This is a genomic window from Nocardia sp. FBN12 (assembly GCF_050320175.1).
Lineage (GTDB): Bacteria > Actinomycetota > Actinomycetes > Mycobacteriales > Mycobacteriaceae > Nocardia.
In genome coordinates this window covers 2,840,078-2,863,737 of record NZ_CP190048.1, presented here as the reverse complement: position 1 = coordinate 2,863,737, position 23,660 = coordinate 2,840,078, and the positions used below count along the sequence as shown (strand labels likewise).

Annotated in this window: 19 protein-coding genes; 8 read left to right on the top strand and 11 right to left on the bottom strand. The window is 68.7% G+C overall.

The window, feature by feature from the left end:
- The first annotated feature begins 45 nt into the window (after positions 1 to 45).
- The 3 genes from ACQHI0_RS13880 to ACQHI0_RS13870 are packed head-to-tail and all read left to right on the top strand — an operon-like array spanning position 46 to position 3,188.
- Positions 46 to 882, top strand: a complete 837-nt coding sequence (locus tag ACQHI0_RS13880) for an enoyl-CoA hydratase/isomerase family protein (RefSeq protein WP_427908351.1) — start codon at positions 46 to 48, stop codon at positions 880 to 882.
- 2 nt (positions 883 to 884) lie between these two features.
- The gene (locus ACQHI0_RS13875; protein ID WP_427908350.1) at positions 885 to 2,027 is read left to right on the top strand and encodes a thiolase family protein; all 1,143 of its coding nucleotides are present in this window, start codon (positions 885 to 887) and stop codon (positions 2,025 to 2,027) included.
- A gap of 9 nt (positions 2,028 to 2,036) precedes the next feature.
- Complete coding sequence (locus ACQHI0_RS13870) at positions 2,037 to 3,188, top strand: acyl-CoA dehydrogenase family protein (protein ID WP_427908349.1); 1,152 nt, start codon at positions 2,037 to 2,039, stop codon at positions 3,186 to 3,188.
- A 52-nt stretch (positions 3,189 to 3,240) separates the two neighbouring features.
- On the opposite strand, the gene ACQHI0_RS13865 is transcribed toward ACQHI0_RS13870, so the two are convergent.
- The 8 genes from ACQHI0_RS13865 to ACQHI0_RS13830 form a co-directional block, all read right to left on the bottom strand.
- The gene (locus ACQHI0_RS13865) at positions 3,241 to 4,668 is read right to left on the bottom strand and encodes an aldehyde dehydrogenase family protein (RefSeq protein WP_427908348.1); all 1,428 of its coding nucleotides are present in this window, start codon (positions 4,666 to 4,668) and stop codon (positions 3,241 to 3,243) included.
- A gap of 2 nt (positions 4,669 to 4,670) precedes the next feature.
- On the bottom strand, positions 4,671 to 6,377 hold the full coding sequence (locus ACQHI0_RS13860; protein ID WP_427908347.1) for a thiamine pyrophosphate-binding protein: 1,707 nt from the start codon (positions 6,375 to 6,377) through the stop codon (positions 4,671 to 4,673).
- 5 nt (positions 6,378 to 6,382) lie between these two features.
- Positions 6,383 to 7,291, bottom strand: coding sequence for an SDR family NAD(P)-dependent oxidoreductase (locus ACQHI0_RS13855; RefSeq protein WP_427908346.1), 909 nt, complete (start codon positions 7,289 to 7,291; stop codon positions 6,383 to 6,385).
- Positions 7,288 to 9,111 (bottom strand): flavin-containing monooxygenase, encoded by a 1,824-nt coding sequence (locus tag ACQHI0_RS13850; RefSeq protein ID WP_427908345.1) that lies wholly within the window; start codon positions 9,109 to 9,111, stop codon positions 7,288 to 7,290. The genes ACQHI0_RS13855 and ACQHI0_RS13850 overlap by 4 nt, the downstream gene beginning before the upstream one ends.
- Positions 9,112 to 9,138: 27 nt before the next feature.
- Positions 9,139 to 10,512 carry an aromatic ring-hydroxylating oxygenase subunit alpha gene (locus ACQHI0_RS13845; protein ID WP_427908344.1) on the bottom strand — a complete coding sequence of 458 codons (1,374 nt, stop codon included), beginning with the start codon at positions 10,510 to 10,512 and terminating at the stop codon, positions 9,139 to 9,141.
- Positions 10,513 to 10,542: 30 nt separating this feature from the next.
- A complete protein-coding gene (locus ACQHI0_RS13840; protein ID WP_427909159.1) occupies positions 10,543 to 11,388 on the bottom strand; it encodes an SDR family NAD(P)-dependent oxidoreductase in 846 nt (281 codons plus the stop codon).
- An 8-nt stretch (positions 11,389 to 11,396) separates the two neighbouring features.
- Positions 11,397 to 12,992 carry an SMP-30/gluconolactonase/LRE family protein gene (locus tag ACQHI0_RS13835; RefSeq protein ID WP_427908343.1) on the bottom strand — a complete coding sequence of 532 codons (1,596 nt, stop codon included), beginning with the start codon at positions 12,990 to 12,992 and terminating at the stop codon, positions 11,397 to 11,399.
- A 289-nt stretch (positions 12,993 to 13,281) separates the two neighbouring features.
- Entirely contained in the window at positions 13,282 to 14,115 is an 834-nt protein-coding gene (locus tag ACQHI0_RS13830) for a FadR/GntR family transcriptional regulator (protein WP_427908342.1), read from the bottom strand.
- A gap of 76 nt (positions 14,116 to 14,191) precedes the next feature.
- On the opposite strand from ACQHI0_RS13830, the gene ACQHI0_RS13825 reads away from it, so the two are divergent.
- The 5 genes from ACQHI0_RS13825 to ACQHI0_RS13805 all read left to right on the top strand — a co-directional run bounded on the left by ACQHI0_RS13825 (position 14,192) and on the right by ACQHI0_RS13805 (position 19,610).
- On the top strand, positions 14,192 to 15,361 hold the full coding sequence (locus tag ACQHI0_RS13825; RefSeq protein WP_427908341.1) for an acyl-CoA dehydrogenase family protein: 1,170 nt from the start codon (positions 14,192 to 14,194) through the stop codon (positions 15,359 to 15,361).
- A gap of 260 nt (positions 15,362 to 15,621) precedes the next feature.
- On the top strand, positions 15,622 to 16,560 hold the full coding sequence (locus ACQHI0_RS13820; protein WP_427908340.1) for an acyl-CoA dehydrogenase family protein: 939 nt from the start codon (positions 15,622 to 15,624) through the stop codon (positions 16,558 to 16,560).
- A 4-nt stretch (positions 16,561 to 16,564) separates the two neighbouring features.
- Entirely contained in the window at positions 16,565 to 17,341 is a 777-nt protein-coding gene (locus ACQHI0_RS13815) for an enoyl-CoA hydratase/isomerase family protein (protein ID WP_427908339.1), read from the top strand.
- Positions 17,338 to 18,564, top strand: a complete 1,227-nt coding sequence (locus tag ACQHI0_RS13810; RefSeq protein ID WP_427908338.1) for an acyl-CoA dehydrogenase family protein — start codon at positions 17,338 to 17,340, stop codon at positions 18,562 to 18,564. Before ACQHI0_RS13815 ends, ACQHI0_RS13810 begins: the two co-directional genes overlap by 4 nt.
- Positions 18,561 to 19,610, top strand: a complete 1,050-nt coding sequence (locus ACQHI0_RS13805) for an acyl-CoA dehydrogenase family protein (RefSeq protein ID WP_427908337.1) — start codon at positions 18,561 to 18,563, stop codon at positions 19,608 to 19,610. Before ACQHI0_RS13810 ends, ACQHI0_RS13805 begins: the two co-directional genes overlap by 4 nt.
- A gap of 153 nt (positions 19,611 to 19,763) precedes the next feature.
- On the opposite strand, the gene ACQHI0_RS13800 is transcribed toward ACQHI0_RS13805, so the two are convergent.
- From ACQHI0_RS13800 to ACQHI0_RS13790, 3 genes are read right to left on the bottom strand one after another with little or no spacing between them, the layout of a single operon-like run.
- Entirely contained in the window at positions 19,764 to 21,455 is a 1,692-nt protein-coding gene (locus tag ACQHI0_RS13800) for a class I adenylate-forming enzyme family protein (protein WP_427908336.1), read from the bottom strand.
- Positions 21,449 to 22,642, bottom strand: coding sequence for an FAS1-like dehydratase domain-containing protein (locus tag ACQHI0_RS13795; RefSeq protein WP_427908335.1), 1,194 nt, complete (start codon positions 22,640 to 22,642; stop codon positions 21,449 to 21,451). The genes ACQHI0_RS13800 and ACQHI0_RS13795 overlap by 7 nt, the downstream gene beginning before the upstream one ends.
- A 13-nt stretch (positions 22,643 to 22,655) precedes the next feature.
- Positions 22,656 to 23,639: an MDR family oxidoreductase gene (locus ACQHI0_RS13790; RefSeq protein WP_427908334.1), complete on the bottom strand. Its 984-nt coding sequence runs from the start codon at positions 23,637 to 23,639 to the stop codon at positions 22,656 to 22,658.
- Between the last annotated feature and the right edge of the window lie 21 nt (positions 23,640 to 23,660).

Here is a 23,660-nt window from a genome sequence, read left to right as displayed (position 1 = left end):
GACCGAACTGTCAGGTGACCGCTGCCCCGCGGTAGGAGCCGGGTCATGATCGGTGACGACGTCGCGGACCAGGTGCTGCTGGTCGCCGACCGCGACGGTGTGCGCACACTGACCCTGAATCGTCCGCATCGGCGCAATGCCATCGACGCGGAACTCTTCGCAGCCCTGGCCGATGCGCTGCGAGTGGTCGCGACCGATCGCAGCGTACGCGCACTGGTGCTCACCGGAGCGGGCAGCGCGTTCTGTTCCGGGGCCGATATCTCGGTGCCCGACAACGCGCACCCGATCTATCGCATGCGCCCGCTCAGCGAGGTGGCGACGCTGCTGCACGAGCTGCCACTGCCGACGGTTGCCAAGGTGGCCGGGCCCGCGATCGGGGCGGGGTGGAATCTGGCGCTGGGGTGCGATCTGGTGGTCGCGACCCCGGAATCGACCTTCGCGCAGGTGTTCACGGCCAGGGGCCTCACGCTCGATCTGGGCGGGTCCTGGCTGCTGCCCCGGCTCGTCGGTCTTCAGCAGGCCAAACGGCTGACCCTGCTCGCCGAGACGATCGCCGCCGCCGAAGCGCACGAGCTGGGTCTGGTCACCTGGGTGCGCTCCGCCGACGAGATCGACGCGTTCACCGGCGAGCTCGCCGCCCGGCTGGCCGCGGGCCCACCGGTGGCGCTGGCGCAGACCAAGGCGCTGCTGCACGAGGGCGCCGACTCCACCTTGCGCCAGGCCCTCGCCGCCGAGGCCCGCGCGCAAGGGCTGAACTTCGCCACCGCCGACGCGCCGGAAGCGTTCGCCGCGTTCGCCGAACGGCGCGCGCCACAGTTCACCGGGCGGTGGACGGTGCATCGTCCACCGATCCGTCCCACGAGTTCCGAGAACGGGAGATAGCCATGCCCGAGGTAGTCATCGCCGCCGCGGTCCGAACCGCGGTCGGCAAACGCAACGGCGGTCTGGCCGGTGTTCACCCGGCGGACCTGTCCGCGCTGGTCCTGTCCGCCCTGGCCGAGCGCACCGGCATAGACCCGGTCGTCGTCGACGATGTGGTGTGGGGCTGCGTGTCCCAGGTGGGCGACCAGTCGAGCAATATCGGCCGGTACGCGGTGCTGGCCGCGGGCTGGCCGGAGAGCGTGCCGGGCACGACCGTGAACCGCGCCTGCGGTTCCAGCCAGCAGGCCGTCGACTTCGCCGCCCAGGCCGTGTTGTCGGGAATGGCCGACGTCATGGTCGCGGGCGGAGTCGAAGTGATGAGCCGGGTGCCGCTCGGCGCGGCCAAAGCCGGTGGCGCACCCTATGGTCCGCGCGCGCTGGCCCGCTACGACGGTTTCTCCTTCAACCAGGGACTCTCGGCCGAACTCATCGCCGGCAAGTGGAGCCTGGACCGGACCCGACTGGACGAATTCGCCGTGCGCTCGCACGAGCTGGCCGCCGCCGCGCAGGACGCGGGCGCGTTCACCGCGCAGATCGTGCCGGTGACCACCGCCGACGGTGTCGTCGACACCGACGAGGGTGTTCGGCGGGGGAGCAGTACGGAAAAGCTGGCGAAGCTGAAGCCCGCCTTCCGCGACGACGGCGTCATCCACGCGGGCAACTCCTCCCAGATCTCCGACGGCGCCGCCGCGCTCCTGCTCACCACCACGGACAAGGCTCGTGAACTCGGTCTGACCCCGCTGGCGCGCTACCGCGCCGGGGCGGTCGCCGGATCGGACCCGGTCCTCATGCTGACCGGCCCGATCCCGGCCACCGAGAAGGTGTTGCGCAAAGCCGGGCTCACCCTGCCGGAGATCGGGGTGTACGAGGTGAACGAGGCCTTCGCGCCGGTGCCGCTGGCCTGGCTGGCCGAGACCGGTGCCGACCCGGCCCGGCTCAACCCGCTGGGCGGGGCGATCGCGCTCGGGCATCCGCTGGGCGGTTCGGGCGCGGTCCTGCTCACCCGCATGCTGCATCACATGCGCGACAACGGGATTCGCTACGGCCTGCAAACCATGTGCGAGGGCGGCGGCACCGCCAACGCCACCATCGTCGAGCTGGTCTGAGGGGATCACATGCGCCGGGAACTGTTCACCCCCGATCACGAGGCCTTTCGCGAACTGGTCCGAGGTTTCGTCGAGAAACGCATCGCCCCGAACTACGCGGACTGGGAACGCGCGGGCCGGATGCCGCGCGAGATCTTCACCGAGATGGGCGAACTCGGGCTGCTCGGCATCGCGCTGCCCGAGGAATTCGGCGGCGCGGGCCTGCGCGACTACCGTTACAACGTGGTCCTGCAGGAGGAGGCCGCCCGCGCCCTGGTGACGATGGGCACGGTCCGCACCCAGCTCGACGTCATCCTGCCGTATTTCCTCGAGTACGCCGATGCCGCGCAACGCGAGCGCTGGTTCGCTGGTCTGGCGGCCGGGTCGCTGCTCACCGCCGTGGCCATGACCGAGCCGGGCACCGGCTCCGACCTGGCCGGAATGCGCACCAGTGCCGTGCGCGACGGCGACCATTACATCCTCAACGGCGCGAAGACCTTCATCACCGGTGGCCTGCTCGCCGATCTGGTGATCGTCGTGGCCCGCACGGCAACCGACCCGGAGAACCGCAGGGCCGGCCTCACATTGCTGGTCGTCGAAGACGGGATGCCCGGCTTCGAACGTGGCCGGGAGCTGGAGAAGATGGGCTGCAAGGTGCAGGACACGATGGAGCTGTCGTTCACCGACGTTCGGGTGCCGGTGGCGAACAGGCTGGGCGAGGAGGGCGCGGCGTTCGGCTATCTCGGGCACAACCTGCCGCAGGAGCGGCTCACCGTCGCAGTCGGCTCGGTGGCCCAGGCCCGCGCGGCGATCGCCGCCACCGTCGAATACACCAGGGAGCGTAAGGCTTTCGGTACACCGGTGGCCTCGTTCCAGAACACCAAGTTCGAGCTGGCGGCGCTGTCCACCGAAGTCGAGGCCGCGCAGACGATGATCGACCGGGCCGTCGCGGATCTGCTGGACGGCGTGCTCTCCGGCGCCGATGCCGCCCGGGTGAAACTGTTCTGCACCGAGGTGCAGGCCCGCACCGTCGACCGCTGCCTGCAACTGTTCGGCGGCTACGGCTACATGATGGAATACCCGATCGCCCGGCTCTTCACCGATGCGCGGGTGGCCCGGATCTACGCCGGGACCAGCGAGGTGATGAAGATGATCGTCGCCAGGGACCTCGGCCTGTCCTGACAGCACGCGAAAAGCGCCGGATCTCAACGATTCCGGCGCTTTTCGCGTTCGCTCACTCCGCGGGCGCGTACCCGAGGATGCCCTTGATCTCGAGGTAGTCGTCGAAACCGAACGCTCCCCACTCGCGGCCGTTGCCGCTCTTGCGGAAACCGCCGAACGGACTGTGGAAGTCGAACCCGTCGTTGATCGAGACATACCCGGCCCGGATGCGATGTGCCACCGCCCGTGCCTGGTCGAGGTCGGCGCCCGCGACATTGCCCGCCAGCCCGTACTCGGTGTCGTTGGCGATCTCCACCGCGTGATCGACGCTGTCGTAGGCCAGGATCGTCAACACGGGGCCGAAGATCTCCTCGCGCGCGATCGTCATGTCGTTGGTGACATTCGCGAACACGGTCGGCTTGACGTAGAAGCCCTTCGCCAGACCGTCCGGGCGGCCGGTGCCACCCACCACCAGGGTCGCCCCCTCGTCGATGCCACGCTGGATGAGACCCTGCACCTTCTCGAACTGCGCCTTCGACACCACCGGGCCGAGCGTGACCTCGGTATTGGGATCGCCGACGGTGAGCTGCTCGGCGGCCGATTTCGCCGCCGCGATCGCCTCGTCCATGCGGGCGCGTGGCACGAGCATCCGGGTCAGCGCGCTACAGGTCTGGCCGGAGTTCATCATCAGCGGGCCGATGCCCGCCGCGACGTTCGCCGCGAACTGCGCGTCGTCGAGCACGATATTGGGGCTCTTGCCGCCGAGTTCCTGGGTGACCCGTTTGACGCTGGGTGCGGCATTGCGAGCTACCTCGATCCCGGCGCGGGTAGACCCGGTGAACGAGATGACATCGACGTCCGGGTGTGCGGCCAGGGGAGCGCCCACGCCGGGGCCGTCGCCGTGGATCAGGTTGAACACGCCGGCGGGCACCCCGGCGACGTCGAGCACCTCGGCGAAGATCTGCGCGCTGAACGGCGACTGCTCCGACGGTTTGAGCACGACGGTGCACCCGGCGGCCAACGCGGGGAACACCTTCACCGCGATCAGGCTCAGCGGCCAGTTCCACGGGGTGATCAGCCCCGCGACGCCGATCGGCTCGCGGGCGATCAGCGTAGCCCCGCGCTGCTCGGTGAACGCGTAGTCGCGCAACACCTCGATCGCCGTATCGAGATGTCCGGCAACCAGATTCAGCTGGAACCCGTTGGCCAGTGCCGCCGGGGCACCCATCTCGGCGGTCAGCGCCGCCGCGATGTCGCCGCGGCGGCGCTCGAACTCGACACCGATCGCGGCCAGCAGCTCGAGGCGTTCGCTGACCGAACTCCGCGACCAGCTCGCGAACGCGCCACGCGCGGCGGCCACCGCCCGGTCGACATCGGCCACGGTCCCCGCCGCGACGGTGCCGTAGACCTCCTCGGTAGCCGGGTCGACAACGTCGAAAGTCGTGGTGCCGGCGGGCTCTATCCACTTGCCGCCGATATAGAACGTGGAGATGGCAGGCATGATTATTGGGTTCCTTCCGCGTACCAGGTGCGGAACTCGTCGTAGGAGGGCATCTCCTCGGAGTTCGCCTTCGGGTCGACCGCTACGTGGATCACACCCGGCTTGCCGCTGGCGTAGGCCCGCTTGATCGCCGGTGCGATGTCCTCTTCACGGTCGACGTATTCGCCGTAACAGCCGAAGCCCTCCGCGACCTTGTCGAGCCGGGTCTCGGTGCTCCAGTGCACCCCGGTCTCGAGCGACCCCTGCCCGAAGGTGCGTTTGTAGACGCCGACCTCGAGCCCCCACGCGTAGTCGACGGCCACTACCGAGACCAGCGGAAGATTCAGTCGCACAGCGGTTTCCAGCTCGGCGATCTGGAACTGGAACGAGGAGTCGCCGGAGATCAGCATCACCGGGCGGTTGCGGCCCTCGGCCACCGAGGCGCCGACCGCGTAGGGCAGACCGGTGCCGAGGTGGCCGAAGTTCTGGTTCCAGATCACGTCGTGCGGCTTGGCCTGGGAGTAGGTCCAGCCGAAGATCGTGGTGGCGCCGCCGTCGCGCACCATGATGCCGTCGGCGGGAAAAGCCTTGGTGGCCTCCACGATCAGCCGCGCCGGATGCACCGGCGTGCGCCCGGACGGTGCGGTCTCGGCGAGTTCGGCCAGTCGCGCGGCGTCCTGCTCGATCCAGCCCGCCAGTTCCGGGGTGGCCGTGCGAGGGGTGTCGCGCAGCGCCGCCACCAGTTGCGGCACGATCGCGCGCAGGTCGCCGACCAGCGGCACGTCGATCGGCCGGTTGACTCCGATCGCGGCCGGATCCTGTTCGATCAGAATCCATTTCCGGTCGGCCTCGCCCGCGACCCAGTGCCGTCCGCGCCCGTAGTGCACGGGTTCACCCAGCTCGGTGCCGATCGCCAGGCACAGATCCGACCCCACCACGGCCTCGACCGCCGCCGGTGAGAAGCCGTACGGGAAGGTGCGGTCCTCGAGGCCCTTGATGTAGGAGGTACCGCCGGAGGTCTGGATCACCGGAACCGCAAGCAGCTCGGCCAGTTCCCGCACCGCCGCCCCGGCGCGCGAGGTGTGCACGCCGTGCCCGACCAGCAGGATCGGCTGCTTCGCCGCACGCAACAGCTCGACCGCCTCGGCGACCTTGTCCGCGCCCGCGGTCTGGCCCACCAGGCGATAGCTCGCCGGTGGCAGCGGCGCGGGCACATCGAGCTCTTCCTGGATGACGTGTGAGGGGTATTCGATATAGACGGGGCCGGGGGTTCCGCTGAGCGCCTTGCGCAGGCCCTCGCGGATGATCTCGTCGGTCTGATCGGCGTATTCGATACTCGCGCTGTACTTCACCGAGTTCTCGAACAGCGCGGCCTGTTTGACGAATTGGATCCGGCCTCGGCGGACCCGCTGCTCGGTGATCCTGGCGCGCTGACCGCCGAGGAAGATCACCGGCGAATGCTCCACCATCGCGCACATCATCGCGCCGGCGAGATTGGCGACGCCGGGCCCGAGCGTGCCGATGCAGACCGCGGCCGTGCCGGTCATCCGGGAGACCGCCTCGGCCATGAAACCGGCCGACTCCTCGTGGTGGGGTGCGATGACGTTCCAGCCGCGTTCCTCCGCGAGATGGAACATGTGCACGAAGTTCGGATCGGGGATACCGAAAATCGTGTTGATGCCTTCGGCTTCGAACAGCTGAAGGATTCGTTCGTAGACCTTGACCGACATGCCGGTTAGCCTTTCGTGACTAGCGCGAAACTCTTCCTGAGGTGTTCTGTGTGACCGGCCGGAACCGGCGGCAGGATCCACGAATTCGCGGTGTCACGGATCGCGTCGATCTGCTCGCCGACCTGCTCGATCGTCCACGAGGGCTGATGGACCCCCGGGGTTTCGGCGATATAGGCCCGGCCAACCCGCCCCGCGACGGCCACCAGCATCTCGCCGGTGATCGAACAGGATTCGTGGGCGAGCCAGCCGACCGCCGGGGCGGTGAGGTCGGGTCCCATCGGCGGATAGGCGGAGGTGTCGAGACCGTCCGCCAGCCGGGTCACCGCGGCGGGCACGATGACGTTGCTCGTGATGCCCGATTCCGCGCCCTCGAGCGCGACGACATTGGACAGCCCGATCATGCCCGCCTTGGCCACCGCGTAATTGGCGACGCCCTTGTTGCCGTAGAGGCCGCCGATCGAGGACGTGAGGACGACGCGGCCGTACCCGGCGTCGGCCATGACCGGAAACGCCGGGCGCACCACGTGAAAGGCTCCGCGCAGGTGCACGTCGAGTACCGATTCGAAATCGTCGTAGCTCAGCTCGCGCAGGGAGCCGTAGCGGACATTGCCCGCGTTGTGCACGAGGATGTCGAGGCGCCCGAAGTTCGTCAGCGCGACGTCGACGATCGCCTGTCCGCCTTCGGGCGTGGCGACCGATTCGCCGCACGCGACGGCTTCGCCGCCCACCGCCCGGATCTCGGCCACCACCTCGGCGGCGGGATCGCCCTCGACGGTGTCGCCGCGCACGCTGCTGCCCAGATCGTTGACCACCACCTTGGCACCCCGCGCGGCCAGCAGCAGCGCGTAGGCGCGGCCGAGACCGCGCCCCGCGCCGGTGATCACCGCGACGCGACCGTCGAAGCGCAAGCTCATCTGCTCAGCTCCAGACCCGGCAGATCGCCGCCGTCGCGCCAGGCTCGCAAGAGGTCACCGAAGGCGTAGAAGCCGGGCCAGTACGGTTCGCCGAGGTGCGAGCGGATCTGCTGCTCGCCCTCGTTGTTGTAGTAGCCGGGTGTGCACTCGCGCTGGAAAGTGCTGTTGTCGACGGCGGTTTCGCGGACCGTGCGCACCCAGTCTCGCGTGGCCTCGACCGTCGGCTCGACCGTGGTGGCGTCGGTGTCGACGGCCTGTTTCAGGATGTAGGCGATGTGCTCGGCCTGCTGGTCGAACATGTCGGTGGTGCTGGCGGTGACCCCGCCCTGGAGGAACCCGGTGAAGAACAGATTCGGGAAGCCAGGGGTGGTGAGGCCGTGCAGGGTTCGGTAGCCCTCACCCCAGTGCTCGTAGAGCGAGAGGCCGTCGCGGCCGGCGAACGGCGCGATGCCGAAGCGGCGGTCCAGATCGGTGGTGATCTCGAAGCCACTGGCGAAGATGATGCAGTCGACCTCGTGCTCGACGCCGTCGGCGACGATCCCGGTGGCCGTGATGCGTTCCACGCCTTTGGTCTTCGCGACGTCGACCAGGGTCACGTTGGGGCGGTTGAAGGTGGGCAGGTACTGGTCGTTGAAACACGGCCGCTTGCACAGGAATCGGTAGTACGGCTTGAGCGCGGCCGCGGTGGCCGGATCGGTGACGATCTCGTCGACACGCGCACGCACGCGCTCCATCGCCTTGTAGTCCTCGATCTCGCGCAACTCCATGAACTTCTCCGGCGTGAGCGACGCCCAGCCGCCGGTGGCGCTCAGGTGCGCCTCGAGGTTGCGGCTGACCTCGGTCCAGCCGTCGCAGATCAGATCGGCCTGGCCGGGCGTGAATGCCTCGAACGCGGCGGTATGGAAGTTGCGTTTGCGCTCGCGGGTCCAGCCCGGCTGCACTGAGGCGGCCCATTCCGGATCGGTCGGCACGTCACCGCGCTCGTAGACATAGGAAGGCGTGCGCTGGAAGACGTAGAGGTGCTCGGCGGTCTCGGCCAGGTGCGGCACGATCTGGATGCCGCTGGCGCCGGTGCCGATCACCGCGACCTTCTTGCCCGCCAGCTTGGTCAGCCCGCCCTGCATCGTGCCGCCGGTGTACTCGTAATCCCAGCGCGCGCTGTGGAAGGTGTGACCGGTGAACTCCGAGATCCCGGGGATACCCGGCATTTTGGGCTTGTTGAACGGGCCCTGCGCCATGATCACGAAGCGGGCACGCAGGTCGTCGCCACGGTTGGTGCCGATCTGCCAGCGGTCGAGCTCATCGTCCCAGCGCAGCGACTTCACCAGCGTGCTGAAGATCGACCGCTCGTAGAGGTTGTAGTGCTTGCCGATGCGCTGCGCGTGTTCGAAACACTCGTCACCGCGCGCGTACTTCTCGGTCGGCATGTAGCCGGTTTCCTCGAGCAGCGGCAGGTAGGCGTAGCTGTCGGTGTCGCACTGGATGCCGGGGTACCGGTTCCAGTACCACGCGCCACCGAAATCGCCTGCTAGCTCGATGATCCGGAAGTCGGTGACCCCGGCCTCAGTGAGCCGGGCGGCGGCGAGCAGGCCCGCCCAGCCGCCGCCGAGGATCGCGATGCCGATCTCGGCGGTGATGGGTTCTCGCGGCACCACCGCCGTATACGGGTCACCCTCGTAGAATTCGGTGAATTCGTCATCGGTCACCAGGTACTGGTCCTGGCCCTCGGTCCGCACGCGCTTGTCGCGTTCGGTGAGATAGCGGGCCCGGAGTGCCTCGACATCGACGTCGGGGGTCTGCGTGGGTGCGCAGTCGCTCATGCGGATTTCCTTGCTGGGATGGATGATTCAGGTGAGATCACGAGGCGCGCCGGTGTCCATGTACCGCGCGAGGTTGTGGTGCAGGTTCACCACGCTGCGCTCGCGATAGGGGTTGGGTTTCGGGCCGGAGAAGCCCCGCGATTTCATGCCCTGCTGGACGGCGGCCATATTGTCGAAGTCCTGCGGCAGCACGGTGCGCCACCCGGGGTCACCGACCGGGGTGTACTCCCATTCGGTCTGCGGCTCTTGCCCTTCCGGGAACAGCTCGAAGACGGCGGCCTCGAAAATGCACTTGTCCGGATCGGTGCCGTAGGGGCGGAACCGGTAGCAGAGCATGTTGTTGACCGCGTGCCCGATCTGGAAGTTCGGGAAGATCTGCCAGGCGGTGCCGCTCTTGGCGACGACGTCGGGCTCGACCTTGGGCCAGTCGACGCCGCGCGCCTGGTCCTGCGCCCTGGCCGTTTCGAGCCAGTAGCGCAGCACCTGGTCGGACGGGGTGCCCTCGGGCAGCTCGTCGACGAGCCGGTTGGCCACGTCCACCAGCGTGCGCGTGGTGTTGGTATTGGCGTTCTCCCAGGTGAAATTCTGCAACTGGGCGGTGGAGACCCGTGCGTCGGCACCGCCGCCCACCCGCAGCTTGGCCTGGTTCTCCTCCATGCCCTTCGGCGCGTCGTAGCCGATGTTGCTGTGCTTGCCCTGCGCGCGGGCCCAGCCGAGGAACGAGCCGAAATTCGAGAACTCCGGGTGGGTGTAGGGGACGTGGTAGGTCTCCATGAACGCCTCGAAGGCGACCTTCCAATTGCAGTCGAAGGTCAGCCATTTGCGCCACCGGTAGCGCATCTTCTCCAGCTCGAAATGTTCGAGCAGGCCCGCGGCGGGCTCGAGATAGTCGCGCAGCGGCTCGCATTCGGGGTCCATATTGATCCAGACCCAGCCGCCCCAGGTGTCGATCTGTACCTTGGCGAGTCCGTCGTTGCGCTCGGTGAGACCGCACGTCCAGTCGTCGCGTTCGGCGACGAAGGTGTTGCGGCCGTCGAGGTCGTAGCGCCAGCCGTGGAAGCTGCAGGTGAACTGGCGGGTCTGCCCGCGTCCGTCGTGCGCGCCAGGGGGAGTGTCCACCAGGCGGCGACCCCGGTGCGCGCACACATTGTGATAGGCGCGCAGGGTGTCGGGTGCGGTGCGGACCACGATGATCGAGTCGGCGGCGATCTCGTAGGTCAGGTAGTCGCCGACCCGTGCGATCTCCTCCACCCGGCAGACCTGCTGCCACACCCTGGCCCAGAGGAGGTCGCCCTCGGCCTTGGCGTACTCCGGGGAAATGTAGGCCTCGACGCCGATCGTCATCGGGGTCGACAGCGGATCCGCGGCGGGATCGCCGGTGGTCTCGGCGGTTTCGGTCATGACATCCTCCTGGAGGAAACCGTGGGTTCGTCAGCGGGTGATGGCGGCGCGGAAGTCCTCGTTCTCGAGGAACAGCGAGGTGTGGTCACCGCCGAGATGGGTCCAGCGCAGGTTCAGGCCGCCGTCCACGAGCAGCGTCTGGCCGGTGATGTAGGTGGAAAGGTCGGAGAGCAGGAACAGGATCGGGCCCGCCTGCTCGTGGGGCTGCCCGCGCCTGCCCATCGTGATGGCCCGGCGATCGCGATCGGGGTCCTCGCCGACGTAGGCACGGGAGGCCGGTGTCTCGGTGACGCCGGGCGCCACCGCGTTGACCCGGATTCCGTCCTGCGCGAGTTCCACCGCGAGCGTCCTGGTCGCGGCGACCAGTGCGGCCTTGGCGGTGCCGTAGGCGAGGTGGAACGGTGCGGTATTCATGCCACTGATCGAGGAGATCGAGACGATGGAACCGGGCAGATCGCGCGCGCGCAACTCCCGGGCGACCGCCTGGCTCATGAAGAACATCGTGTCGAGGTTGCGCGCGAACAGGTCGTGCCAGTCGGATCGGGTGATCCGGACGGCGGGCATCCATTGCGACGGATCCGCGCCACCGGCCACGTTCACGAGCCCGTGCAGAGTGCCGGGAACCGCGGCGACCCGGTCGAGCACGGTCGCGATTCCTTCGTCGGTGCCCGCGTCGGCGGCGACCGGGATCACCGGGAGCCCCTCGGCGACGAGGGGCGCGATGTGGGTATCCAGGTTCTCGGTCGACCTGCTCACCGCGATGACGGTCGCGCCCGCGCGGGCCACCATCGCGGTGACGGCGGTACCGATGCCGCCGCCACCCGCACCGGACACGATGACGATGCGCCCGTCGAGTCCCAGACCGTCGTAGGCCATATCCGTTGTCACGCTTCCTGATTCAAGGTGAGGATGCTGCCCTCGGCGTCGGCGGAGAGGTAGAGGGTGCCGTCCGGGCTCGCGGTGATGCCCGCGAAGGGGCCCATCGGGCCGGAGAACGGCGGGGTGCCGAGCAGCGGCTTGGCGACCACCCCGTCGGGCACGCCGACCGGCAGCCCCGCGGCGAGCGTCCGGCGCGCTTTGGTCTCCAAGTCGACAACGATGACGGCCTTCAGACCGACGTCGACGACGAACAGTTGCGTGCCACGGACCAAGATGCCGTGCGGTGTATCCAGGTCGTCGACCACGATGTCGACGTTGCCGTCCTTGATCGAAACGACGCGTCCCGCACCGGATTCGGAGACCAGGACGGATTCGTCCGGCCCGAACGCCACGCCCAGTGGGCCCGCGAGCCCGGTCGCGATGGCCTCGGCCCGGCCGCCGTGCAACGACATCACCCGGCCCGCGCCGAACTCGGCGACGACGATGACGTGATCGGCGGTGGCGGCGATGCCGTAGAGCTGGTCGTAGCCCTGCGCCACGATCTCGGTGCTCGGCTCGGGACCCAGCCGGTAGTAGGCGATCTCGCCCGACGACGTCGAGACGAGGAACTCGCCGGGGCCGACCGAGGTGGCACCGCGCACGTACCCGGGCGTGTTCACACTGAACAGCGAGGCGACCGGTTCGAGCTCGCCTGCGCGCAGGACATAGAAGTACGTGCCGTCGGCGACGTAGAGGTTGCCGTCGTGACCGAAGGTGAGATCGAGCGGCCACATCAGCCCGCCCGCCAGGATCGGTGCCGTCGCGCCGTCGCCGAGGATCTCGGTGATCGCACCGGTGAAGCTCGACACGAACAGCCGATTCCCCACGAACGTGCAATTGTCCAGTCCGGGAGCGAGATTCGCCAGTACCTGCCGGTCGCCGGTGCGTGGATCGATGCGGAGCACCTCGCCGGTGCCCACCTGGGTGGACACGAGGAAGCCCGCGGCGTCGAACTTGACCGAGTCGGGGACGCCGAGGTCGCCGGCGACACGTTCGGGCTCGCCACCGTTCGGGTCGACGCGCCAGATGTCGTTGGTGCCCATGACGGGGTAGTAGAGGAGTCCGTCGGGGCCGAATTCCATCGCGTTGGGCATCGGGAGGTTGTCGACCAGTACGCGCGGCGCACTGCCGTCGAGCGGTAGTTCCATGAGCCGCCCGCCGATCCGGCACTCGTTGACGAACAGCCGGCCCGCGTGGAAGGTGATGCCGTTGGCCCCGGGCAGGTCGTCGCGCAGGACCCGGGTGGTGCCGTCGGGGTGCCGCACGCTGACGCGGGCGTCCATGTACTCGGTGGCGATGAGATTGCCGTCGGTGTCGAAGACGAGATCGTCGGGGGCGACGATGTCACCACCCTTGGCACTGATGGTCTCGAGCCTGCCGCTGTCGACGTCGAGCGCGCTGATCTGGCTGCCCGCCACCTGCGCCACATAGATGCGGTCGTCGGCGCCGGTGCGCAGGCCGTTGGCGCCGAAGAGCCGGCTCGGCGGTGTGAGTCGTTGCACGCGCCAGCCTTCGGCGACGGTGAACGGTGTATCGCTGCTGTAGCGCGCCCCTCGGGTCACTACGGGGCCCTCCCATACGGTCGGATCAGATGTGTTGCGGGCCACAGTACGGCAATCCTCATAAGGATTGCAATATCGGATTTCAGTCCCGAATGCGCTGCTCAGGAGGATATGTGCTGAGATGACCCCGGTGGGTTGCGCGCTGGGGCGCGCTGACCTGGACCGACGCCGACATGCGGCCCCATATTCACAAGAACAACGTATGCGAAATCGTGAGAATCAGATTATCGGACGGCCGGAAGAGGGCGTGCGAATATCGGCGAATCGCCTGATGTGGGTGAGGGGTGGCTCAGGGTCGAGTGTTCGACCGTGGCCGCGCGCCCTGCTTGGACGCGGTGATCATGTCGGAGTCGAACCGCTCTAGCACCAGGCTCTGGGTGGCCGCGAGATGGCTGCGGTAGAGCCGCTCGGCCTCGGCGGCACGGCCGGCCTCGATCTCGCCCGCGATGCGCCGATGGGTGCGCACGGCCGCGTCCGCCTCGTCGTGCGAGGGGTACTCGCCCTGCTGGGTGAGTTCGAGCGCCCAGGCCTCCTCCTGCGAGGACCACAGCGTGACCAGTGCGCTGACCATGTTGCGCACCGTGAGATTGGGCGTGTGGGCCACGATCAGATCGTGGAATTCGCGGGCGGTGTGGGTGAATTCGACGCCGTTACCGAGCAGCTGTGCCGACTTCTCGACGTTCGCGAGCAGGGCGGGTACCACCGTGGTGGCGCGGTCGGCGCGACCGGCGCACGCGGCCGCGCACAAGGGTTCGAGCATCCGCAGTCCGGCGGCCAGATCGCCGAGCGTCACCCGGGCGCCCTGCAGGGCGAGGCCGAGATGGTAGGCCGCCGAGGTCTCGTCGGGCCGGTGCACTTCGGCACCGCCGACATTGCCGCGGCGGACGGTGACCAGGCCCTCGGTCTCGAGAATGCGCAGTGCCTCACGGATCGACGGGTAGCTGACGCCGAAATCCTGGACCAGCTGGTCCTGTGTCGGCAGCCGGTAGTCGGCGTCCCCGGTGAGAATGCGGGTACGCAGTTCGTCGGCGACCGTTTCGGCGATGCGGCGTTGCGGGACCCTGGTGCGGCGTGTCCCTGTCGTGCGGCCCGCCCTGCTCCCCGAGTCGTTCGCATCCGCCATGGCGGGCAGTCTAGTCGGGGCGTCGGTGACCCCACAAATATTGCTATCCTTATGAGGATTGGATACCGTGCGTGGCATGGACTTCACCATGGGTGATGCGGCCGCCGGTCTCCGCGGTGAGCTCCGCGAGTTGATCGCCGCACAGGTTCCCGACGGCTTCCTCGGCGCGTTCACCGACGAGCCCGCCGACCTCGCGACCGCCCAGCGGTTCTGCGGTGTGCTCGCCGATCGCGGGTTGCTCTGCGCGGCATGGCCGCAGCGCTACGGCGGGCGTGGCAGTTCGGTGTGGGAACAGACCGTGGTCCGCGAGGAGATGTGGGCCCATCACGAACCACGCGGGGCCCAGTACATGGGCGTCAACTGGGTGGGCCCGGCCATCATGCGGCACGGCACCGCCGAACAGCAGCGCGAGCATCTGCCGCCGATCTCGGGCGGTGAAGTGATCTGGTGCCAAGGGTTTTCCGAGCCGGACGCGGGCTCGGACCTGGCTTCGCTGCGCACCTCGGCACGCCGCGTCGGCGACGGCTGGCGCATCAGTGGCCAGAAGATCTGGACCTCCTACGCCACCATGGCGCAGTGGTGTTTCCTGCTGGCCCGCACCTCCGACGGAGACCGTAAACAGCAGGGGCTCACGGTGTTTCTGCTGCCGATGTCGGCGCCGGGCATCGAGGTGCGCCCGATTCGTTCCATGCTCGGCCCGCACCACCTCAACGAGGTGTTCTTCGACGACGTGCCCGCCGTGGCAGCCGATGTGCTCGGCCGGGTGGACGAGGGCTGGGCGGTGGTGCAGGAGGTGCTTGCCTTCGAACGGGTCGGCATCGCGCGCTACGCCCGCTGCGAACGGCTGTTGCACCTGGCACCGACGGTGATCGGTGCGCGCTGGAACGACATGCCGGCAGCGCTGCGCGGCCGGTGGGCACGCATGCTCATGCGGGCGCGCCGGGCCCGGCTGCTGGCCTACCAGGTGCTGGCTACCCAGAGCACGGGCTCCGTCGCACCCGGTGACGCCGCCGCTTACCGCATCGCGGTCACCCGCCTGGATCAGGAGAGCGCGGCTCTACTGTCCGAACTCGCCACGCATCTGCCCGACGAACAGGGCGCGCGGCGACAGTTCCGCCGGGCGGTCGACGATCACTGGCGGTACGCCAACGCGGCGACCGTGGCCTCGGGCAGTATCGAGATGCAGCAGATCCTGCTGGCGCGCGCATTGCTGTTCAGCACCCGACGAGCTGGGGTTCCGGCGTGAGTCCGGCCGTACCGCCGCCGAGGGAAGGGTCGAGTGCTCGTGTGGGCGCGACCGCACTGCCGTCGGAGGAAGAGCAGAGCCCTCGCGTGGGTGCGGCCGTTCCGCCGCTGCGGGGAGAGCGGGGTCGTCGCGTGGGTGTGGCGGCACCGCCGCTGGATGGAGAGTGGGGTTCTCGCATGGGTATGGCAATGGTGCCGCAAGAGGGAGACCGGGGTTCGCGTGTGATGGTGGCGGCACAGCCGCCGCGGGGAGAGGGTCCGATGAACCTCGAATTAGCTGATGAGGCAAGAGAATTCGGTGCGCAGACGCTGCGTGCGTTGGGCGCCGCGGGTGGTGACGAGCTCGTTCGCGCCGCGGAGACCGAACCAGCGGAGCGGAGCGCACTGGTCGACCCGGTGCTGTCGCGACTCGGTGCGTGGGAGCTGGCGCCGCGGCGCGATCCGGTGGAGCTGGAGGCGGCCGCGGCGTTGTGCCGCAGTGCGGGCTATTGGGCCACCCCTTATCCGGTGGCGGAGCGGCTCGCCCGGCCGGACGGCGCCGACGCTGTCTTCGTAGTGGCGGGGCCGCAACCCGCTGCTGCGATCGGTGGCCTCACGCTGCGGATCATGGCGATCGATCCTGATGGGCGGCGTGGTGCGGTCACCGCGTTGCCCGCAAGGGGGACGGCACGCGAGACGGCGTTCGTCACCCCGATCGCGGTGCGGCCGATGGACGCCGACGGTATCGACGACCTGGCTCTGGCTGTGGCACTGCCGTGTTGGACGTTGCTCGGCATGCTGGACCGGGCGCTCGCCTTGGCCGGTGACCACGTGCTGGTGCGCGAGCAGTTCGGCAGGCGGCTGGCGGAATTCCAGTCCGTGCAGTTCCAGCTGACCGACGCCGAAGTGGAGCGCAAGGGAGTGGAGATGCTCGCGCGCTACGCGCTGTGGAGCATCCAGACCGGGCAGCCCGATGCCGTGGCCGACGCGCTCGCGCTGCGACTCGCCGCGCTGGAAGCCGCCGAGATCGTCTTCCGTGTCGCGCATCAGGTGCACGGCGCGCTCGGTTTCTGTGACGAATCCCCGCTGTCGTGGCTGTCGCGGCACAGCCTGCCGCTGCGCCGATTGCCGTTGGGAATCACCGGCACCGAGGACCTGCTCACCCGCCGGGTCGGCACCCGCGGGCTGGCCGGGCCGTTCTCCGACCCGCAGGGAGCGTGAACCGGTGACCGACACACTGCCACCCGGACTCACCGTGACCGCGGACGGCCCCGTGCGCACGGTATTGATCGACCGCCCTGACGAACTCAACGCGGTGAATGCCGACCTCCATCGCGGGCTCGCCCAGGTCTGGCGCCTGCTGGCCGCCGACACCGAGGCCAGGGTGGTCATCCTGACCGGGGCGGGCCGGGCCTTCAGCGCAGGCGGCGACCTCGCGTGGATCACCTCCTTCCTCGACGATCCGGCGGCCAGGGACGAGAGCATCCGCGAAGGCGCGGAGATCATCGAGGAGCTGCTGCGCTTCCCGCTGCCCGTCATCGCCGCGGTGAACGGCGCGGCGGTCGGGCTCGGCGCGAGCATCGCGGTGCTCTGCGATGTGGTGCTGATGTCGGAGTCGGCGTATCTGGCCGATCCGCATGTCGCGGTCGGGCTGGTGGCCGGCGACGGTGGCGCCGCCTTCTGGCCGTTGCTCACCCCGATTCTGCGCACCCGCGAATTCCTCTACACCGGTGACCGGATCGACGCCGCCACCGCGGTTTCGGTGGGCCTGGCCAGCCGGACGACGCCCCCGGACGCCCTGCTGGACGAGGCGCACGCGCTCGCGCGCCGACTGGCAGCTCAGCCGGTCGAGGCGATACGCGGCACCAAACGGGTGGTGAACATGTACCTCACGCAGGCACTGGCCGGTCCGCTGCAAGCCGGATTCGCCGCCGAGGTGGTGTCGATGCAGACCGACGAACACCGCGAGCGCCTGCGCGGGCTGCGGCGGCACGCACGATGACGCGCACCGGAACGCAACCCCACGCGTGGCCCGAGGATCTCGAGGAGTTCGGCGAGCACGTCCGCCGGTGGTGCGCGCAGCACATTCCCGCGCAGTGGCGCCAGACGCAGACCGGTGCCTCCGACGCGGAATTCGCTCGGTTCCAACAGGATTGGTTCCAGCGCTTGCGTGCGGCGGGGTTCGCGGTGCCGCACTGGCCCGCCGAATACGGCGGTGGCATGCCGGTGTCACACCAGATCGTGCTGTACCAGGAACTGGCCGCGCACGACGCGCCGCGCCTGGTGCTCGCGTTCGTCGCCATCCATCACGCGGCCGCGACGCTGCTGGCGGCAGGCACGGCCGAACAGCGGGCGCGGCATCTGCCCGCCATTCTCGACGGCGAGATCTGGGTGCAGGGCTTCTCCGAGCCCGACGCGGGCTCGGACCTGGCCGCGTTGCGCACCACGGCCCGCCGCGACGGTGACGACTGGGTGATCACCGGGCAGAAGGTGTGGGCCAGCGGCGCGCAGTACGCGCACTGGTGCTTGCTGCTCGCGCGCTCCGACCCTTCCGCTCCTGCCCGCCAAGGGATTTCGTACTTCCTGGTCGATATGCGCAGCCCCGGCATCGAGGTGCGGCCGATTCGGCAGGCCACCGGTGAATCGCATTTCTGCGAGATCTTCCTGGACCGGGTGCGGGTCCCGGCCAGCGCGATGATCGGTGCGGAGAACGGCGGGTGGCAGGTGGCCCAGCGCACCCTCGGCGCCGAGCGCGGGCTGACCATGCTCGAACTGGCCGAACGACTCGGCAACGCCGGCTTCCGCTGGCTGGTCGCGGATGCCGCGCGGATCGGGCACGGCGGGCGGGCGCTGGATGATCCGGTGGTCGCCGATCGTCTCGCCGAGCTGGAGATCGAGCTCACCGGACTGCGCGCGATGTGCCGCGACCTGGTGCATCGGCACGAAACGAACACGGTCGGCCCGGCCGACGCCTCCATCGTCAAACTGTTCTACAGCGAACTGCTGCAACGCATGACCGATTTCGGCGCCGAACTGGGCGGGGTCGGCGCGCACACGGTGGTGCGCAAGCCGATGTCCGGCGGCTGGGAGTCCGGCGCCTGGGTGCTGGACTTCGTCGGTTCCTGGGAATGGACCATTCCCGGCGGTACCAGCGAGATCCAGCGGACCATCATCGCCGAGCGCGGCCTCGGGCTGCCTCGGGAACCAGCAGCGGGGCAACGATGAACGACGAATTCACCGAGTTTCACGACGAATTACGCACTCTCGCAAGGGAAGTGCTGAAAAAGGTGGGAACCGACCCGGTGCCGTGGGCTACCGTCACTCGCGCCGGGTGGCCCGGCTTGGCCGCGCCGGTCGAATTCGACGGCGCGGGAGCTACGTTCGCCGAAGTGGCGGTGCTGCTCGATGAAGTGGGGCGCGCCGCGGCCGCTACCGCGCTGCCCACGGTGCTGGCGCTGTCGGTGCCCGCGCTGGTCGATGTGACAGCGGATACTCTGCGCGACAACGTATTACGCCAGACGATCGCCGGGCTCGCGCTCCCCGTGCTGGTACTCGACGCGAGCAGTGACGCCGATCCGGCGTTCGTACTCGAATCCGCGTCGGGCGAACCTCGGTTGAGCGGCTCGGCGGAGTTCGTGCTCGATGCGACCGCGGCCGACCTGCTGCTCGTTCCCGTGCGGGAGAACGCGGGGAACTGGCGGCTCGTCGCCGTGGCGCCCGGTACTCCCGGCCTGACGATCACTCCGGTACCGCTCGTCGATGCCACCCGATCGGCGGCGACAGTGATCGCCGACCGAGCCGCGGTGCGGGCCGTGTGGGGTTTCCGAGGAACACCGGCGGATTTACGCGCGCGAGCCGCCGTGGCGATCGCGTGCGACTCCCTCGGCTCGGCCGATGCCATGCTGGCGGCGACGGTCGAATATGTGCGTGTGCGTGAACAATTCGGCCGGCCGGTCGGCTCGTTTCAAGCGGTCAAACACGCCTGCGCGGACATGCTGGTCCAGGCGACCCTCGCGCGGCACCTGGTGGACGCTGCCGCCCGCGCGATCGTCGACGGCGCGGCGGACGCGGCTGTCGGCGCGGCGATGGCGAAGGCGTACACCACCGGTGCGGCGGTGCGGGTGGCCGGGGCGGCGATGCAATTGCACGGCGGATACGGCTACACCTGGGACAGCGGCGTGCACGTCCACCTCAAGCGCGCGACCCTGAATCGTGCACTCTTCGGCACACCGGCGGCACACCGGAAGACACTGGCTGCCCGCTACGTGTAGTCCCGCTGGATGCGTCGGGCGGTGATGCCGAAGCGCGAGAGGCTCCGACCCCGACTCCGTTGTCGGCGTAGGAACCCCTCGCGCGCACAATCACTGGGCGGTACCGCGGCGACATCGTCGGCGCCGCGGGTGCTGCTCGGTGACTGTGCCGGGCTACTGCGCCAGCCGTGCGGCGGCGAGCTCCCGCAGGTCGGCTGACTTGATCTTGGCGCTACCGGTGAGCGAGAAGTCGTCCTCGGCGAAGAGTAGGACATGACGGGGCACCTTGTAGCTGGCGAGACGTTCACGCAGGAATCCCCGCAGCATCTCGGCGTCGAGGGCGGTGTCCGGTTGTGGCACGACACAGGCCACGACCACCTCACCCAGCGTGTCGTGCGGAACACCGACGGTGCGCCCGATCTTCACCCCGGGACAGCGCGCTAGTTGTTCGTCCACTTCGAGCGGAGAGACATTGGCCCCACCGGTCTTGATGATGTCGGTGAGTCTGCCCGTCCAGTACAGCCGGTCCTCGTCGTCGAGATAGCCGCCGTCGCCGGTGTGGAAATAGCCTTCGGTGTCGAGGGTTTCGTCCAGCGGCGTGCCGAGGTACCCGAGCATGAGCGTGGGTCCTTTGATACAGATCTCACCGCTGTCACCGCGCTCGAGGACCGCCCCGGTGAGCGGGTCGGCGATCTTCACCCGGACCCCCGGCAGCGGAATTCCGCTACTGCCCGCATGCACGTGTTCGGGTGTGCACGCGGGATAACAGGTGGAGATCGTGAACGTCTCGGTGTTGCCGTAGGCGTGCCCGCATTCGGTCCAGTCGGTCTGCACCGTGGGGTGCGTACCGGCCGGAGTGCCGCGATCCACGAACGTCAGGCTGCTCAGATCCGCGTCCGGCCAGTTCGGCGCGGCGGCGAGCTGGGCCCACTGATGTGGCCAGGCCACCGGGAAGGTGACCTGTTCCGATTCGAACAGGGCGACCGCCTCGGCGGCGTCGAACAGACGCTGCAACACCAGAGTTCCGCCCACCGCCAGGGTCGCGCCGAGTGCCTGCCCGAAATTGCCCGACCAGAAGAAGCCGTTGGCCGCCCAGCAGCGCACGGTGTCGTGCGTGTCGAAGGCGAACATTCGCCCGAATCGCCACATCTGCACCGCGACACCGCGATGGGCGCTGCGGATGCCCTTGGGTTTGCTGGTGGTGCCGGAGGAGAAGAAGATCACCGCGGTGTCGCTGGGCTGGACCGACTGCGCGATGGCCGCGATCAGCTCGGCCGGTTCCGCCGTGCCCCGAGCCAGGAAGTCGGCCCACGTCTCGATCGCGGTGCCGGGTGCCGGCTCACCGACCACGGCGAGGTGCCGCAGGAACGGGTAGGTCGTGGACCGGACCCCTGCAAACGGCGAATCAGCCAGTGCCGGTTCCAGTTCGGTGAGCACCGACACGAAATCGGTTCGCGCGACCTGTCGTTCGAACAGCAATACCGAGACATCGGATACCCGCAACAAATGGTCGAGTTCGGCGGAGGTGGAGAAGGTACTCAGTGCGACGGCCACCCCACCTGCCAGGGAGGTACCGAAGACCGCGGCCAGCCACTCCGGCCGGTTCGTCATCAGCACGCCGACGCGGGTGTCCTTGCCGACGCCGCAGGCACGAAGGGCGCGCGCCACCTCGACCGCGCGGTTCCACAGCTCGAGGTAGGTCCAGCTGGTCACACCGGTGCCGTCGTGCGCGCGCAGCGCCTCCCGGTCGCCGTAGCGCTCGGTCACCTCGCGCAGGAAACCGGGCAGGGTGAGGGCCCCGAGTCCGGGTTCGTCCGACAGCGGCGGGCCGACCGCGATCGCCGCGGCGGCGGGCGAATTCAGCATGGCAGCTCGATCTCGGCGGTGCAGGTCACCAGCGTGGCGTTGTCCTGGTTGGTAAGCTTCAGCCGCACCTGAACCAGGGGTACGCCCCATGCCGAATCGGGTTCCTTGCCGATGATCTCGGCGTCGAAGTAGGTGACGTCACCTTCGAACGCCGGACCGCGGAAGTCGGCTTTGGTGTGCCGGACCAGACCGTCGTTGCCCGCCCAATACGCGAGATAGTCGGTGCACCAGGCACCCATCGTCGCGCCGTAGCCATAGGCCCTGGCCATCCCGACCTCACCGGCCTTGTCGGCGTCGATATGGCCACGAGACGGCCCGACGTAGAGGCCGTCGCGCTTGCGCGGGTCGATCCGCGCGCCTTCCTCGTCGAACCCGAATCCGTCGGTCCAGCCGGGATCCTGATTGATCCACGGGTCGTCGATCCCCGCGGGCGCCGTCCAGCCGAAGGTGCCCCAGATGTTGAACAGGAATGCCCGGTACTCGGTGGTGAAACTGGCGATGCTGTGCGGACCGATCACCCGGCGGGGGAGTACATCGCCCACCTTCACTTCGTCGAAACGCGGTGAGGTCCCGTCGCGATTGGACAGGATCCACTCGTGGCGCAGGCGGTCGACATCGACGAGCTCGTCCTGGGTCCACCGCTTCACCGCACCGAGCTGGTTGTCGTACATGCCACGCTTGGTGGCCTCCGCGGCGAGGTATCGGATGGCGGTCGATCGCTCCCTGGCGACGAGCACGCCGTGCTGATTGCGGTGGGTCGTGTCGCCGCGGGAGAACATGGTGGGTCCGGCGAATTTGGTGTCGGCCACCGAGTAGTCGTGGAAACGCCGCTCCTGGAACAAGGTGTCGCCGGGGCGCACCGGCGCGCCGTAGAACCACCACTCCTCGCCACCGAAGATCAGGTGGCTGCCCGGGATGCGCCCGACACACGCCGGCTGCGCGCCGTGCCCGTAATCCAGTGCGACCGCGATGGATTGGGGCGCGACGAGCCCGCCGTAGCGGGAGTTGCCCGCGAACTCGTGATCCCAGTGCAGCGGGTTCGGGTAGTCCATCGCCATCACCCAGCGGCGAATGTCGGAGGTACTACACGGATCCCACAGTTGCCCGCCACCGACCGGCTTGCCGACGCGGTGGTCCACGTCGGTGAGGTCGAGTTCGATATCCGCGGTGCGCTTCTTCGTGGCCACAGGATTCTCCAGTTCAGCGGTTGACGTCGACGACGAGACGGCCACGCACAGTGCCGTCGAAGAATTGGTTCGCGGCGGTGATCGCCTCGCCCAGCGGCACTTCGGTGGCGATGGATTCGAGTGCGGCCGGATCCAGGTCGCGGGCCAGCCGCGCCCACGCCTGCATGCGGCGTGCGGTGGGCGCCTGCACGCTGTCGATGCCGTAGAGGGTGACCCCGCGCAGGATGAACGGGGCGACGGTGCCCGGCAGATCCATGCCATGGGCGAGACCGCACGCCGCGACAGCGCCGCCGTAGCGGGTCTGCGCGATCGCGTTGACCAGCGTGTGGCTGCCCGCGGCCTCGACGACACCCGCCCAGCGCTCTTTCTGCAGTGGTTTTGCGCGCTCGGCGAGTTCGGCTCGGTCGACGATGGTGCTCGCGCCCAGATCCTTCAGATAGCCTGCCTCGGCCGGCTTGCCGGTCGCCGCGACCACGGTGTAGCCGAGCGCGGTGAGCAGGGCGATGGCGACGCTGCCGACCCCGCCGGTCGCGCCGGTCACCAGGATCTCGCCGTCGCCGGGAGTCACGCCGTGGCGCACCAGCGCTTCCACACACAGACTCGCGGTGTAGCCGGCGGTGCCGATCGCCATCGCCTGGCGTGTGGTGAACGCGTCCGGCAGCGGGATCAGCCAATCGCCGCGCAGCCGGGCGCGTTGCGCGAGACCACCCCAATGGGTTTCGCCGACGCCCCAGCCGTTGAGCACCACGGTGTCGCCGGGGGACCAGCTGGGGTGGCTGCTCTCGGCGACCACGCCCGCCAGGTCGATTCCGGGCACCATGGGAAACGAACGGACCACCGGCGATTTTCCGGTGATGGCGAGCGCGTCTTTGTAATTGAGGGTGGAGTACGCGACGTCGACGGTGACATCACCGTCCGGGAGCTCGTTGTCGGACACGCTGGTCAACGAGACCTTCGATTCCGTACCGCTCTTCTCGAGGAGTATTGCCGAGAACATCAGGGAGGGGCCTTCCGCTAT

Excerpts from the sequence above, each read along its gene's own strand:
- ACQHI0_RS13865 (WP_427908348.1), bottom strand. The coding sequence starts at position 4,668 with ATGCCTGCCATCTCCACGTTCTATATCGGCGGCAAGTGGATAGAGCCC.
- ACQHI0_RS13880 (WP_427908351.1), top strand. The coding sequence starts at position 46 with ATGATCGGTGACGACGTCGCGGACCAGGTGCTGCTGGTCGCCGACCGC.
- ACQHI0_RS13790 (WP_427908334.1), bottom strand. The coding sequence starts at position 23,639 with ATGTTCTCGGCAATACTCCTCGAGAAGAGCGGTACGGAATCGAAGGTC.
- ACQHI0_RS13820 (WP_427908340.1), top strand. The coding sequence starts at position 15,622 with ATGAACCTCGAATTAGCTGATGAGGCAAGAGAATTCGGTGCGCAGACG.
- ACQHI0_RS13870 (WP_427908349.1), top strand. The coding sequence starts at position 2,037 with ATGCGCCGGGAACTGTTCACCCCCGATCACGAGGCCTTTCGCGAACTG.
- ACQHI0_RS13840 (WP_427909159.1), bottom strand. The coding sequence starts at position 11,388 with ATGGCCTACGACGGTCTGGGACTCGACGGGCGCATCGTCATCGTGTCC.
- ACQHI0_RS13855 (WP_427908346.1), bottom strand. The coding sequence starts at position 7,291 with ATGAGCTTGCGCTTCGACGGTCGCGTCGCGGTGATCACCGGCGCGGGG.
- ACQHI0_RS13860 (WP_427908347.1), bottom strand. The coding sequence starts at position 6,377 with ATGTCGGTCAAGGTCTACGAACGAATCCTTCAGCTGTTCGAAGCCGAA.
- ACQHI0_RS13825 (WP_427908341.1), top strand. The coding sequence starts at position 14,192 with ATGGACTTCACCATGGGTGATGCGGCCGCCGGTCTCCGCGGTGAGCTC.
- ACQHI0_RS13830 (WP_427908342.1), bottom strand. The coding sequence starts at position 14,115 with ATGGCGGATGCGAACGACTCGGGGAGCAGGGCGGGCCGCACGACAGGG.
- ACQHI0_RS13805 (WP_427908337.1), top strand. The coding sequence starts at position 18,561 with ATGAACGACGAATTCACCGAGTTTCACGACGAATTACGCACTCTCGCA.
- ACQHI0_RS13845 (WP_427908344.1), bottom strand. The coding sequence starts at position 10,512 with ATGACCGAAACCGCCGAGACCACCGGCGATCCCGCCGCGGATCCGCTG.
- ACQHI0_RS13850 (WP_427908345.1), bottom strand. The coding sequence starts at position 9,111 with ATGAGCGACTGCGCACCCACGCAGACCCCCGACGTCGATGTCGAGGCA.
- ACQHI0_RS13810 (WP_427908338.1), top strand. The coding sequence starts at position 17,338 with ATGACGCGCACCGGAACGCAACCCCACGCGTGGCCCGAGGATCTCGAG.
- ACQHI0_RS13800 (WP_427908336.1), bottom strand. The coding sequence starts at position 21,455 with ATGCTGAATTCGCCCGCCGCCGCGGCGATCGCGGTCGGCCCGCCGCTG.
- ACQHI0_RS13875 (WP_427908350.1), top strand. The coding sequence starts at position 885 with ATGCCCGAGGTAGTCATCGCCGCCGCGGTCCGAACCGCGGTCGGCAAA.